Genomic DNA, 13,797 nt, shown 5'->3' with positions numbered 1-13,797 from the left:
ATCATGCTTGCAAGTTTTGGCTCCGACTTCCCACCAACGGAGCCTTTCATATGCGTGCGCGCAATTCGATCCTGATGGCGGCAATGGCGCTTGCCCTGACCATGGGCTGGCCGGCCATCTCAGCGCGGGCAGATTCCATTGTGCGCTACGGCATCTCGATGGCCGACATTCCGCTGACGACGGGCCAGCCCGATCGCGGCGCCGGCGCCTATCAGTTCACGGCCTACACGATCTACGATCCGCTGGTGGCCTGGGAGATGGACGTTGCCGACCGGCCGGGCAAACTGGTGCCCGGGCTTGCGACCGAATGGAAGGTCGATGACAACGACAAGACAAAATGGCGCTTCACCCTGCGTAAGGGCGTCAAATTCCACGACGGCAGCGATTTCAACGCCGACGCGGTGATCTGGAATCTCGACAAGGTGCTGAACGACAAGGCACCGCAATTCGACAAGCGGCAGAGCGCCCAGGTCAAGACCCGCCTGCCCTCAGTCGCGAGCTACGCCAAGATCGACGACTTCACCATCGAGATCACGACCAAGACGGTCGACTCCTTCTTCCCCTACCAGATGCTCTGGTTCCTGGTCTCCAGCCCCGCGCAATATGAGAAGCTCGGCGGGAACTGGGACAAGTTCGCCAGCCAGCCCTCCGGCACCGGCCCGTTCAAGCTGACCAAGCTGGTGCCGCGCGAACTCGCCGAGCTGACCAAGAACCCGGACTATTGGGACAAGAAGCGGCTTGCGAAGGTCGACAAGATGATCTTGATCCCGATGCCGGAGGCGCTGACCCGTACCAACGCGCTGCTGGCCGGCCAGGTCGACCTGATCGAAACACCGGCGCCCGACGCCGTGCCGCAGCTCAAGGCCGCCGGCATGAGGATCGTCGACAACGTGACGCCGCATGTCTGGAATTATCACCTGAGCGTGCTGCCGGGCTCGCCCTGGACCGACATCCGGCTGCGCAAGGCACTTAATCTCGCGATCGACCGCGATGCGGTGGTTGGCCTGATGAATGGCCTCGCCAAGCCGGCCAAGGGCCAGGTCGATCCGTCGAGTCCATGGTTCGGCAAGCCGACGTTCGAACTGAAATATGACCTCGCGGCCGCCAGGAAGCTGGTGGAGGAAGCCGGCTACTCCAAGGACAAGCCACTGAAGACGACCTTCATCATCGCCCAAGGCGGCACCGGGCAGATGCTATCGCTGCCGATGAACGAATTCCTGCAGCAGAGCTTCAAGGAGATCGGCATCGATATCGACTTCAAGGTGGTCGAGCTCGAGACGCTCTATTCGCACTGGCGCAAGGGCGCGGCCGACGAGATGAACGCCGGCATCACTGCCAACAACATCGCCTATGTCACCTCGGATCCGCTCTACGCCATCGTGCGGTTCTTTCATTCCGGCCAGGTAGCGCCGACCGGCGTCAACTGGGGCGGCTACAAGAATCCGAAGGTCGACGCGCTGATCGACGAGGCCAAGCAGACCTTCGACAGCGCCAAGCAGGATGCGCTGCTGGCGCAGGCGCACGCGCTGATCGTCGACGACGCCGCGCTGGTGTGGGTGGTGCACGACACCAACCCCCACGCGCTGTCGCCGAAGGTGAAGACCTTCGTACAGGCGCAGCACTGGTTCCAGGACCTGACGCAGATCGGGCTGGAGTAAACTCTCTCCATCGTCGTCCCGGCGAAGGCCGGGACCCATACTCCGCGGCCAGCGCAATGGGCACGCGGCGAGACGGCTTTCTAACAACACCCACTCGTGGTTATGGGTCCGGCATGCGCCGGGACGCCACCGGATTTGTGGCGCGTTACTTCGTCGTCAACGCGAAGGCGCCGTCCCAATCGTCCGGCGGCGGCTCCTTCTGGAAGGCGCGGATGCGCGCCTCGTAGAGGCGGTAGAGATATTGCAGCGCCTGCGCCTCGTCGGTCTTGCGGCCGCGCTCGATCGCGGCGAGCGCGCCGTCCCAATCGCGGCTGCGGTAGCAGGCGAGCATCTCGATGGTCAGGTTGCGCAGCCGCTGGAAGCGGCCGGAACCGGCCACGTCCTCGCGGCCGGCAATGGCGTAGATCACCTCGGGCTCCTTCTTGCCCTTGACCATGATGAAGTCGAGCTCGAGGATCGCAAACCTCTCTTTCACCGCAAGTGCAGTCTTCGATCCCACGATGATCGGGAAGCCGTACTCCTTGGACTGCCCCTCCAGGCGCGCGGCCAGATTGACGCTATCGCCCAACACCGAATAATTGAACTTGAGATCGGACCCCATGTTGCCCACCACGCAGGTGCCGGTGTTGAGGCCGACGCCGATATTGAGCGGCACATAGACGTGGCCACCTTCCTTGGCCTCCTGCTCGCGCGTCTGGTTGAGCTCGCCGACCTGCTGCAGCATGTCGAGCGCGGCCTCGCAGGCGTTGAGGTGGTGCTGCTTGTCGTCGAGCGGCGCATTCCAGAACGCCATGATGGCGTCGCCCATGTACTTGTCGATATAGCCCTTGCGGGCGAGAATCACGTTGGTGAGCGGCGTGAGGAAGCGGTTCATCAGCGCCGTGAGCCCCTGCGGATCGCGCTTGTAGGTTTCCGAGATCGTGGTGAAGCCGCGCATGTCCGAGAACATGATGGTCATCTCGCGCTCTTCGCCGCCGAGCACGAGCCGTTCCGGCGACTGCGCCAGCTGCTCGACCAGCGCGGGTGACATATACTGCACGAATTGCGATCTGATCTGCCGGCGCTGCTGTTGTTCGCGCACGAAGGCAGAGAAGATCAGCGTGAGGTAGATCGCCGTGGTCGACATCAGCGGATAGGTGAAGTCGATCAGGAGCCGGTGCTGAGAATAGAAATACCAGGACGTGCCGGTCAGCACCGAGGCAAACATCCCACCGACGACGACCAGCGTGATCGGACCGAACTTCGGCGCGAAGGCGATCACAAGCAGCCCCATGATCAGCGCCGCGAAGAACTCGATGCCGATGCCGTAGTTCGGCTGCGAAACGACGTCGCCGGTCAGCGCGCTCTCCAGCACCTGGGCATGAACCTCGACACCAGGCATTGCCGGCGTCACGGGCGTGGTCTTGATGTCGTTCAGCCCGACCGCCGAGGTGCCGATCACGATCAGCTTGCCGGCAATTCTGTCCGGTGGCACGCGCCCGTCCAGTACGTCGACGGCCGAGACATAGATCGAGGGATCGCGGCGGGCGTAGTGGATCCAGAGCTGGCCGTGAAGATCGGTCGGGATCGCGAAGCCCTTGAGGCCCAGGCTCTTGATACCGGCCTTGTCGGCTTTGATCAGGATCGTACCCGAGCCACTCGCTACCCGCAGCATCTCGAAGCTCAGCGACGGCATGGTGACGCCTTGCGCCACCATGATCATCGGGACGCGGCGCACGATGCCGTCGCGCTCCGGCCTGATCGTGAACAGGCCGCGGCCTGCGGCGGCCTCCTCCAGCGCCGGCACATTGCGTAGCAAGCCCGGAAACATGAACATGAAAGGCTGCGGCTCCTCACCGAGCGTCGCAAGCCCGGTGACCGGAAGCCTTTCGTTGAGGTCGGCGCGCACATTGGGGCCACCGGATTCGCCGAGCACCACGCGCGAGTTCTTGATGGCTTCGGCAAAGATGCTGTCGTTGCTCGGCAACTGCCGCAGCCTGGCACGCATTTCCTCGTCGAGATTACTGAACGTATCGGCCGCGATGTCCGGGTTGAGGCGATCCGGCTCGGAGAACACCGCGTCGAACGCGATCACCACGGCGCCGAGCCGAGTGAGATTGGTGACGATGTCGGCGAGCCGCGTTCGCGGCCACGGCCATTGCCCGAGCCGGGGGTCGGCGAGGCTCTTTTCGTCGATATCGACGATGGTGACGGGTCGCGCGGTCTTCTGACGCGGCTCGATCACCTGGAATGTGTCGAAGGTCCGGACGCGAAGCTCCTGCACCGGAGCCGGATCCACGACCCGCAGCGCAGCAATGCCGATCAAGAGCGCCACGCAGGCCAGCCGCGCGTAGCCGAAGCGCCGTCCGAACCACCTTCGTATCGCCCTCAGCCGTCTCATGCCGTCTGGATATCACGCGCCGAGAGTTGTTCCAATCGAGCAGACGTTGCGCAACGCGGAATCCAGCCGGCTTTTCGGGAGGCCGACGCCCATCACGTATAATGAATGATGAAGTCGTTCTGGGACAGGCTCGCCTTCGAGACATTGTGCAACGTGATCGTGTCTGCACTGTCGATCGTGATCAGCGTATCCGCCGAATTCGTCGGCGACGTCGTCACATTCTGATCGAACCAGCTGCTGAAGGTGCTCGTTGAGACAATCGCGGACAGGTCGATCTGGTCCTGGCCCGGCGTGAAGTTCAGGATCGTGTCGTGATTGAAGTTCGGCGCAAACACGAACTTGTCCTGATAACCCGATCCGAAGAACACGTCCTTGTCGCCGGTGCCCGTCAGCGTCACCGGCTGGGACGGATTTTGCTGGACGTTGAAGATCAGGTTGACCGTATCGCTCGCGCCGTTGCCGTCAGTCACGGAGAGCGCGATCTTGTCGGTCGCCGGCGGGGTCTGGCCGGGGTTGTAGACAAGGCCCGGTGACCCGAGCGCGGTGTTGATATCCGGGAGATGGCCGAGCAGCGCCGGCGGCGCGACGCTGCTGCCCGAACCGGGGTTCGTCGCGGCCGCCAGGGTGAAGTTCTCGTTGGCGCCGGCATCGACATCCGTGACCGTCAGGCCGGAGATCGTTTCGGTCCCGTTGGGATTGTCGGTGATGCTGATGTTGTCGGCATGGATCACCGGCGCGTCGTTGGCGCCGACGACATCGACCGTCAGCGTCGCGGTCCCGGTCGCGCCATGCGTATCGATGGTCTCGACGGTGAACGTGTCGGCATAGGTGCCCTTGGCCAGCGCGTTGATCGCGGCAGCGTCGGGAACATAGCTGTAGGTGCCGTCGGCATTGACGGTGAGCGAGCCGTAGAGGCCCGCGATCGGCGAATTGACCGCGACGTGGTCCGAATTGAGGGCGGCATAGGTCAGCGTCGCCGTCTCGCCATCGTCGACGTCATGGCCGTGCAGCGCGCCGGTGAGCGGGCTGAACGTGTCGTAGGCCGCGGTATCGGTGAGCGTGCCGGCGTTGACGTCGGCTAGCGTCGGCGCGTCATTGGCGCCGTTGATCGTGATCGTCACGGGCGTGGTGATGACGCCGCCATGGTGGTCGTCGATCTGGATCGTGTAGGTCAGCGTCAGCGACTCGCCCGCGGCGAGATAGTCGAAATTCTGATCCGCGGCCGAGAAGGTCCAGGCCTGCGATCCGATCGCGCCATGGGTCGCATCCGTCAGCGTACCCAGCGACAGCCAGTTCAGGATCGTGGACTCGTCCTCGGACAGGCCCGCGGTCGCGCCGGATTCGGCGACGCCGATGATGGTCAGGGCGTGGGTGTCGCTGAGATCAACATCGGTGAACGTCACGGTGCCCGAGGCGCTGTCCGCCTTCAACGAACCCGTCGTGTCGGGCTGCTCGGGGATGATGGCCGTCTGCGGCTCCGACGTCACGGTTGGCGTATCATTGCTGCCGACGACCGTGATCGTCACCGGTTGGCTGATCACGCCGCCATGGTGGTCGTCGATCTGGATCGTGTAGGTCAGCGTCAGGGTCTCGCCGGCGGCGAGATAGTCGAAATTCTGGTCCGCGGCCGAGAAGGTCCAGGCCTGCGATCCGTTCACATGGCCGGTCGAATCCGTCAGCGTCCCAAGCGAAAGCCAGTTCAGGACCGTGGACTCGTCCTCGGGCAGGCCCGTGGTCGTTCCGGATTCCGCGACGCCGGTAATGGACACGGTATGGGTGTCGCTGAGATCGACGTCGGCAAACGCCACCACGCCTTGTGCCACGTCCGGCTTGGTCGAGCCGGTCTCGCCGATCGCCTCGGGGACCGAGGTGGTCGACGGTTCCGATGTGAACGTCGGGACGTCGTTGGTGCCCGTGATGGTGATCGTGACCGGCTGGGTGACGACGCCGCCATGGTGGTCGTCGACCTGGATCAGGTAGGTGAGCGTCAGCTTCTCACCCGCAGCCAGATAGTCGAAATTCTTGTCGGCGGCCGAGAACGTCCAGGCATTGGATCCGGTGACGCCGCCGGTCGAATCCTTCAACGTGCCGAGCGACAGCCAGCTCAGGATCGTCGCCTGATCGGGAAGCCCCGTAGTCACGCCGGTTTCGGTGACCCCGGCCACCGTCACGCTATGGGTGTCGCTGAGATCGACATCGGTGAACGTCACGGTGCCGGACGCGGTATCCGGATTCACCGAACCGGTCACGCCCTCGGCCTCGGTGATGGCGGCCGCCTGGGTCGGCGAGGTGATCACCGGCCTGTCGTCGGTGCCGACGATCGTGATCGTGACGGGGACCGTGACGACGCCACCATGATGGTCGTCGATCTGGATCGTGTAGGTCAGCGTCAGCGTCTCGCCGGTGGCGAGATAGTCGAAGCTCTTGTCGGCGGCCGAGAACGTCCAGGCGCGCGATCCCGTCACCCCGTCGGTCGAATCGGCCAGCGTGCCCAGCGACAGCCAGCTCAGCATAGTCGCCTGGTTGGGGATTCCGGCAGTGAAGCCGGCCGCGGTGACGCCGGTGATGGTGACCGTGTGCGTGTCGGTCAAATCAGCATCGGTAAACGTCACCGTGCCATGCGCCGTATCGGGCGCGGCGGAATTCGTCGTCCATGCGAGTTCGGTGATCGAACCGACCTGTGCCGCGGACGTCACGACCGGCGTGTCGTTGGTGCCGGTGATCGTGATGGTGAAGGTCTTGAATGCGGTCTCGTTGCTCAGCGGGTAGTTGTTGTCGACGCGCACCATGTAAGTGAGCGTCAACGTCTCGCCGGCGGCGAGGAAGTCGAAGGCGCCGTCGGCAAGGCTGTAGGTCCAGGTCGCCGAGCCGATGTTGCTGTTCAGCGGATTGGGGTCGAGCTGCACCGGGATCTCGACCGCCGCGATCGCCGCCCGCTCGGCCGCCGTCAGCGACGAGGTGACATCGTTGCCGCCGGCGTCGTGGTAACTGAACGCGCTGAAGTTGACGATTGCAGTCGGCTTGTCGCCGAGATTGACGTCCACCCAGGTGATCTGGCCGCTCACCGTGTCGGGCTGCGTGCTATGGGTCTGCCCGGGCTGTTCGGTGATCGCCCCATCCTGGGTCACGACATGCGGCGCCCCGGCGATGTGGTCGGACTTGATGGGCGCGCTCTGCGATCCGGAATTGTTGGTCAACCCCAGCAGGAAGCTGGTCGGCACGATGACGTCGCCGGTGGCGAGTTTCAATCCGATCGTGACCGGCACGACGCTGTCGGTGAAGTTGGTCGTGAGCTTGGTGTTGGGATTCGAATTGTCGGTGAACTTCAGCGCGAAGACGTCGGAGATCAGCTTCTGCGCATCGGTCGACAGTTGCGCCGACGAGACGAAGCTGACGCTGCCCTGGCCGTTGACGATGGTCTGGGTGCCGGCCTGATCGACGGTCGCGATCGGATTGAGCGTCGTCTTGTCGAACAGGATGTAGGAACCGGTGGTGCCGTCGGGCTCGACCAGCACCTGGAATTTGGCCGGCGGCACGCCACCCGTGCCCTGCACGTCAAAATCGATCTCGACCAGCACCGCGGTGCCGCGAATGCCCATGGTCGCGACCGGCGTATCGACCTTCATGTCGCCATGCTTGGCGGTCGCGCCGGCAACGAACGAGATCGTGCCCGAGACGAGGCTCATCAGCGACGAATTGCTCGACCCGTTCGGGTCGTAGATCATCTCGTTCAGCACCATCTTGGCGTTCGGCCCGAGACCGAACACGGTGCCGTCGATGAAGGTGATGCCGACCGTCGAGTCGCCGCCGGACTGAACTACGTCACCCTTGTTGACGTTGTCGCCCTGGTTGAGGACAACGGCGACGCCGTTGCGGATTGCGGTGGCGCTGCCCGTCAGCTTGGTGACATGACCGATGACCTTGGCCGGCTCGGCGGCGCCGCCGGCCTGCGCATATTGGGTGTAGCCGGTGAGCGCTTTGACGAGATCGCCGGTGAGATGCGCGCCTTCAGGCGAAGCCAGGGCCGCGCGTTTCTCACCCCTGAAATAGTCGTGAAGGACGAGTTCCCGATCGTCCTTCGAGATGACGAGATCGAGCCCCGTCCGCTTGAAGTCGCCGGTGAACAGCAATTGTCCGTCGTCGACGGTGATCGCGCCGGGCGGCGCGTGCGTGGAAACGCTGTCGACATGCACCGATCCGCGGGCATAAGCGTCCACGTTCGGCAAATGGCCGTCGAATTTCTCGACAAAGTTCACTGCGGATCACCGCACGAGGGTTAATATTGGTAAAATATCCGAATGATTACGCCTGCATATCATCGGATAAAGCTTCGCGAAACCATCCTGTGCTTTCGCAAGGTGCTCCGATTGCGCGGTTTGGGTGGGTGTGACTTGGCTCACTCTCAGATGAGTCGTGTAGTCCGAACTTGCCGGACGGTACCATGAGATGGGATTTAAGCCAAGATGCGTACTGAGCCACGTATTCGTGGTATTGACTGGCATTTCTCTACTTGCCTTTATTTCCCCGCGGCCCCGAGAGGGCATTTGACCCCATTTTTCCGGCTAAAGCTGTGACCTGGCTTACAAATCGCAGCTATCCCGTGCGCGGACCGGCCCGGTTAACCAGAAGGCAAGGATGAGGCGTTTCGCAGTGGAAAAAGGTTCGCCGGTTCGTTTCACAAACCGGTAAAGTTTTCGGGACCCGGACCACACGCCCTTTAGGCTCCTGCCCGGATTCCCCACATCTTAAGTCGATTCGAAGGGATCGTTGGCCATGCTGCCGGCATGAAACGATCCGGTCGCGTGCGCGGTATCCACCCGTCGATGAGCGGACAGGGGGTGTCACATGGGTAACTCGCTTCGCTCGTTTGCGCTGCGCGCTGTCATGCTGGGTTTCGGCCTGGTGATCGCCGCACCAATTGCCGAGCTCAATGCTGCCTCGCTGCTTTCGCCCGGCCCTGCCTCCCTGCTCAGAAAGTCGACCGAACCGTTTGGCCTTGCGACCAGCCTGCTTGCCGGCGGCGGCCTGCACGACAAATGGCTCGGCGTGCAGCGCCAGCTTGCCGACGAATTGGCGCAGCTCGCGACCTGCGAGAGCGACCGCGCCGGGTGTGCTTCGCCGGAGGCGCTGCGGTTCCTGGCGATCGTCGATGCCGGACGCGCGCGCAACGGCCGCGCCCGTCTCGGCGAGATCAACCGCGCGATCAATCTAGCGATCCGCCCGGGCAGCGATCTTGCAACCTATGGCGAGCCCGACGTCTGGGCCACACCGCTCGCCACCTTTGCCCGCGGCAGCGGCGATTGCGAGGACTATGCGATCGCGAAATTCGTGGCGCTCGGCAAGGCCGGCGTCGCGCCGGAAGATTTGCGCATCGTCGTGATGCATGACCTGCTCGGCGGCGAGGACCATGCCGTGGTCGCGGCGCGGCTCGACGGCCACTGGCTGACGCTCGACAACCGCCGCATGGCGATGATCGAGGATGCCGACATCAGGAGTTTTCGGCCGACCTTCGTGATCGACCAGAACGGCGTCAGCCGTTACGTCGATGCGCCGCTCGTTGCCGAGGCCGCGTGGCGGCCGGCGGCGCGGATGAACTGACCAGGTCATTCCGGGGCGATGCGAAGCATCGAACCCAGAATCTCGAGGTTCCGGGTCCGGTGCTGACGCACCGTCCCGGAACGACGATCCCGAGGGTCGCCACTCAGAACATCAAATTATCCTTCACCAGCACCCAACGGCCGCCCTTGACCTGCTGCACCTGGGTGATGGTGTTGGCGAGATGATCGGTCTTGGAGAACTTGGTCGGCGGCGAGCTGAAGATGTCGAGGAACTTGTCGCCTGACTCCAGCGCGTCCAGCATCTTCTGGCCGGTGAGATCCTTGCCCGCCTTCTGGGCGTAGAAGGCAAACGTCATCACCGCATTGTAGCCGATGATCGCCTGCGTATTGGCGTCGGAGTTGAACATCTTCTTGTAGTTGACCAGCCAGTCCTTGACCTTGCCCTTGGCCGTGTCCTCGTAGGGGATCTCGAAGCCCGACGCCGCGTAGAGCCCTTCGACGGCTTCCTTGCCGAGCGCCGGCACTTCGAGCACGTTGGTCGGGGTGGCGCCGAGGAAGGTCACGTCCCAGCCGAGCTTCTTGGCCTCGTTCATCGCGCCGATGGTCTCGCGGATCACGGTGCCGAGCACGACGAGGTCGCAGCCGTCGGACTTCATCTTGGCGACCTGCGCCGAGAAATCGGAAGCCCCGCGCTTGTAGCTCGTGACCGAGGCCGGCTGCACCTTCATCGCGCCAAGCTGCTGTGTGAAGCCATCGAGCACGTTCTTACCGTACTCGTCGTCCTGGTGCATGATGCAGGGCTTCTTGAAGTTCTTCCAGTCCATCATGTATTTGAGCGCGGCGCGCGTGCTCTCGACATAGGGCAGCAGGTTGTTGAACTTCAGCCGCTCCTGCGGCTTGGCGGGATCGAACTTGAAGGTGAATTCGGCGGCGGTCAGCGGGAACAGCTGCAGCACGCCGGCGTCGAACAGGATGTCCTGCGCGGCGAGCACGGTCGGCGAGCCCATCGGGCCGATCATCGCGAACACCTTGTCGCGCTCGACCATCTTCTGCGAGGCCAGCACGGCCTTCTTCGGGTCGTAACCATTATCCTCCAGGATCATCTTGATCTTGCGGCCGTTGATGCCGCCGCCGGCGTTGATCTCCTCAACCGCCATCTTCATGCCGTTGGATACCGGAACGCCCCAGACCTTGATCGGACCGGACAAGTCCTGATGTGTTCCGATCACGATCTCGGTCGGCGAGATGCCTTCATTGGTGACCTTGGTCTGGGCTGCCGCCGGCAGACAGGACAGCGCCAGCGCGCTCACCGCAAGGCCCAGCGCCTTCAGCGATTTCGACATTGCAGTCTCCTCCTTACATGGCCCATGTTGCGCGAAGGGTCGGGCCTGCTCGCTCCTTCGCCAATTCCATGCCTCCGCTTAAGCCACCGCCCGCTCGCCATACATGGCGTCGATCTCGGCCGCGTAGCGCTTGTTCACGAAACTGCGCTTCAGCTTCATGGTCGGCGTCAGCTCCTCGTCCTCGGGCGTAAGCTGGCGTTCGATCAGGTAGAATTTCTTGATAGTCTCGACGCGTGCGAACTTCGCGTTGACCGCCTCGACCTCGCGCTGGATCAGGTCCTGGATCTCGCGGGCACGGCACAGGCTCGCATAGTTGGTGAACGGGATGTCCTGGTCCTGGGCGAATTTCTCGACATTCTCCTGATCGATCATGATCAGGCAGGTGAGGTACGGCCGCTTGTCGCCGATCACGACCGCATCCGAGACGTAGGGCGAGAATTTCAGCTGGTTCTCGATCTCGGACGGCGTGATGTTCTTGCCGCCGGAGGTAATGATGATGTCCTTCATCCGGTCGGTGATCTTGACATAGCCTTCATTGTCGATCGCACCGACATCGCCGGTGTGCAGCCAGCCTTTCGCATCGATCGCCTCGGCGGTCTTCTCCGGCTGGTTGAGATAGCCCATGAACAGGAAGTCGCCCTTGATCAGGATCTCGCCCTTCGGGCAGATCATGACCTCGCCCCAGGGCGCGGCCTTGCCGACCGAGCCGAGCTTGATGCGGTCCGCCGGCATCATGGTCGCGACGCCGCAGTTCTCGGTCTGGCCGTAGACCTCGCGCATGTCGATGCCGAGCGCGAGATACCAGCGGATCAGATCCGGCGAGATCGGCGCAGCGCCGGTCAGTGCGATCCGGCAACGGTCGAGCCCGAGCATGCGGCGGATGTTGCGGAACACCAGCCAGTAGGCCGCGCGGTTGGCGAGCCGCAGCGACAGCGGCGGCGTCTCGCCCTGCAGCCGGCATTCGGTCATCCGGTTGCCGATCGCAAGCGCCCGGGCATACATCCAATTCTGGAACGGGGTCGCGTCCTTCAGCGCGATAGTGATGCCGGAATAGAACTTCTCCCAGATCCTGGGCACCGCGAGGAATGCGGTCGGCTGCACCTCGCGCAAATTGTCCGGCACCGTCTCAGGGCTCTCGGCGAAATTCATCACCGAGCCGAGCGCGAGCGAGATGTAGTAGCCGCCGACCCGCTCGGCGACATGGCAGAGCGGCAAGAACACCAGCCGCTCCTCGCTGTCGGTCGATGGATAGAGATCGTTGGCGTGGCGCATCTGATGCGTCACGCTGCGGTTGGAGTGCATCGCCCCCTTGGGCGGACCAGTGGTACCCGACGTATAGACCAGGATCGCAAGATCGGCGGCGGTACGGCTGCCGGTCATTTCATCCCATAAGGCGTCATTGCCCTGCGCATGATTGCGGCCGAACGCGGTGAATTCGGCGAGCGACAGCACCATCGGATCGGAGAAGCCGGACAGGCCATCCATGTCGAACACCACGATCTTTTCCAGCGTCGGACAGCGCGACCGGCAGGTCAGCACCTTGTCGAGCTGCTCCTCGTCCTCGACGAAGATCACCCGGGTGCGGGAATCATTGACGAGGTATTCGACCTGCGCCGCCGAGTCGGTCGGGTAGATGCCGGAGGAGACGCCGCCGGCGCACAGGATGCCCATGTCGGCATAGACCCATTCCGGCACCGCGTTGGCGATGATCGAGGCGACGTCGCCGGGATGGAAGCCGGTCGCATGCAGGCCGAAGGCGATGTCTTTGGAGATCTGCAGCCATTCGCGCCAGCTGGTCGGCTGCCAGATGCCGAACTTCTTTTCGCGGATCGCGGGCCTGTCGCCACGCGTCTGAACCGCGAGCAGAAAGCTCCGCGCGATCGTGTCGGCAACCGTCAGCACCGCTGGTCCTGCCATGCGCGCTCCCTCCTCTGCCGCTTGCCTCCCGCGCCGGCTTTTGCTGCCGGTCTTGTTCGCGAAGCAGGCCTGAAATCTAGCTCCAACTGGCTCTCAGTGCCAAACCTTCCGCAGCGCTACTTTCGTCGACGCCGGCCTTCGTCAGCGCCAATTCAGCGCCACGTCTTCTTCTTTTTCCAGCGCCGCTCGCCCCGCGCGCCGGCTTCCTTGGCGCCGAGGTAGAACTCCTGGATGTCAGGCGAATTCAGCAGCCGCTCGCAGGTGTCGTTCATGACGACGCGGCCGATTTCCAGCACATAGCCGTAATGCGCCGTCTCCAGCGCGATCTTGGCATTCTGCTCGACCAGCAGGATCGACATGCCCTGCTCCTGATTGACGCGGCGGATGATGGTGAAGATCTCCTTCACCAGGATCGGCGACAGCCCAAGCGACGGCTCGTCCAGCAGCAGCAGCGTCGGCCGGTTCATCAGCGCCCGGCCGATCGCGAGCATCTGCTGCTCGCCGCCCGAAAGCTGTCCGGCCGGCTGGCCGAGCCGCTCCTTCAGCCGGGGAAAATAGCTGTAGACGCGTTCGAGGTCCTGCGCCACACCGTCGCGGTCCTTGCGCAGATAGGCACCCATCATCAGGTTCTCGCGCACCGACAGGAACGGAAACACTTCCCGTCCCTCCGGCACGTGGCTGAGGCCGAGCCGGACGATCCGGTCGGCCTCCATGCGCTGGATCGGCTTGCCCAAAAATTCGATCGAGCCCTTCTGCGGATCGAGGATGCCGGAGATCGTCTTGAGAACAGTGGTCTTGCCGGCGCCGTTGGCGCCGAGCAATGTCACGATCTGGCCGCGCGGCACCTCGAGGCTGATGCCGCGGATCGCCATGATCGGTCCATAGTAGCTTTCGATGTTGGAGAGCTTCAGGATGATGTCGGCTGCGCTCATGGCATCATC

At 63.3% G+C, this 13,797-nt stretch carries 7 protein-coding genes; 2 read left to right on the top strand and 5 right to left on the bottom strand.

Annotation, left to right across the window (positions count from 1 at the left end):
• The first annotated feature begins 74 nt into the window (after positions 1 to 74).
• The gene (locus XH92_RS03610) at positions 75 to 1,658 is read left to right on the top strand and encodes an ABC transporter substrate-binding protein (protein ID WP_371818059.1); all 1,584 of its coding nucleotides are present in this window, start codon (positions 75 to 77) and stop codon (positions 1,656 to 1,658) included.
• A gap of 145 nt (positions 1,659 to 1,803) precedes the next feature.
• Here XH92_RS03610 and XH92_RS03605 read toward each other — a convergent pair whose 3' ends face one another.
• Positions 1,804 to 4,038 carry a CHASE2 domain-containing protein gene (locus tag XH92_RS03605; protein ID WP_194458007.1) on the bottom strand — a complete coding sequence of 745 codons (2,235 nt, stop codon included), beginning with the start codon at positions 4,036 to 4,038 and terminating at the stop codon, positions 1,804 to 1,806.
• Positions 4,039 to 4,130: 92 nt separating this feature from the next.
• A complete protein-coding gene (locus tag XH92_RS03600; RefSeq protein WP_194458006.1) occupies positions 4,131 to 8,294 on the bottom strand; it encodes a VCBS domain-containing protein in 4,164 nt (1,387 codons plus the stop codon).
• Between the two features lie 589 nt (positions 8,295 to 8,883).
• Here XH92_RS03600 and XH92_RS03595 point away from each other — a divergent pair.
• Complete coding sequence (locus tag XH92_RS03595; RefSeq protein WP_194458005.1) at positions 8,884 to 9,636, top strand: transglutaminase-like cysteine peptidase; 753 nt, start codon at positions 8,884 to 8,886, stop codon at positions 9,634 to 9,636.
• Positions 9,637 to 9,739: 103 nt separating this feature from the next.
• On the opposite strand, the gene XH92_RS03590 is transcribed toward XH92_RS03595, so the two are convergent.
• The 3 genes from XH92_RS03590 to XH92_RS03580 form a co-directional block, all read right to left on the bottom strand.
• Positions 9,740 to 10,939, bottom strand: coding sequence for an ABC transporter substrate-binding protein (locus tag XH92_RS03590; RefSeq protein WP_194458004.1), 1,200 nt, complete (start codon positions 10,937 to 10,939; stop codon positions 9,740 to 9,742).
• A gap of 78 nt (positions 10,940 to 11,017) precedes the next feature.
• Complete coding sequence (locus XH92_RS03585) at positions 11,018 to 12,856, bottom strand: long-chain fatty acid--CoA ligase (RefSeq protein WP_194458003.1); 1,839 nt, start codon at positions 12,854 to 12,856, stop codon at positions 11,018 to 11,020.
• Positions 12,857 to 13,008: 152 nt separating this feature from the next.
• The gene (locus XH92_RS03580; protein ID WP_194458002.1) at positions 13,009 to 13,788 is read right to left on the bottom strand and encodes an ABC transporter ATP-binding protein; all 780 of its coding nucleotides are present in this window, start codon (positions 13,786 to 13,788) and stop codon (positions 13,009 to 13,011) included.
• Between the last annotated feature and the right edge of the window lie 9 nt (positions 13,789 to 13,797).

The sequence above is a fragment of the Bradyrhizobium sp. CCBAU 53421 genome (genome assembly GCF_015291625.1).
Classification (GTDB): Bacteria; Pseudomonadota; Alphaproteobacteria; order Rhizobiales; family Xanthobacteraceae; genus Bradyrhizobium.
This window is presented reverse-complemented; position numbering and strand designations above follow the sequence as displayed.

Excerpts from the sequence above, each read along its gene's own strand:
- XH92_RS03610 (WP_371818059.1), top strand. The coding sequence starts at position 75 with ATGGCGGCAATGGCGCTTGCCCTGACCATGGGCTGGCCGGCCATCTCA.
- XH92_RS03605 (WP_194458007.1), bottom strand. The coding sequence starts at position 4,038 with ATGAGACGGCTGAGGGCGATACGAAGGTGGTTCGGACGGCGCTTCGGC.
- XH92_RS03595 (WP_194458005.1), top strand. The coding sequence starts at position 8,884 with ATGGGTAACTCGCTTCGCTCGTTTGCGCTGCGCGCTGTCATGCTGGGT.
- XH92_RS03590 (WP_194458004.1), bottom strand. The coding sequence starts at position 10,939 with ATGTCGAAATCGCTGAAGGCGCTGGGCCTTGCGGTGAGCGCGCTGGCG.
- XH92_RS03585 (WP_194458003.1), bottom strand. The coding sequence starts at position 12,856 with ATGGCAGGACCAGCGGTGCTGACGGTTGCCGACACGATCGCGCGGAGC.
- XH92_RS03580 (WP_194458002.1), bottom strand. The coding sequence starts at position 13,788 with ATGAGCGCAGCCGACATCATCCTGAAGCTCTCCAACATCGAAAGCTAC.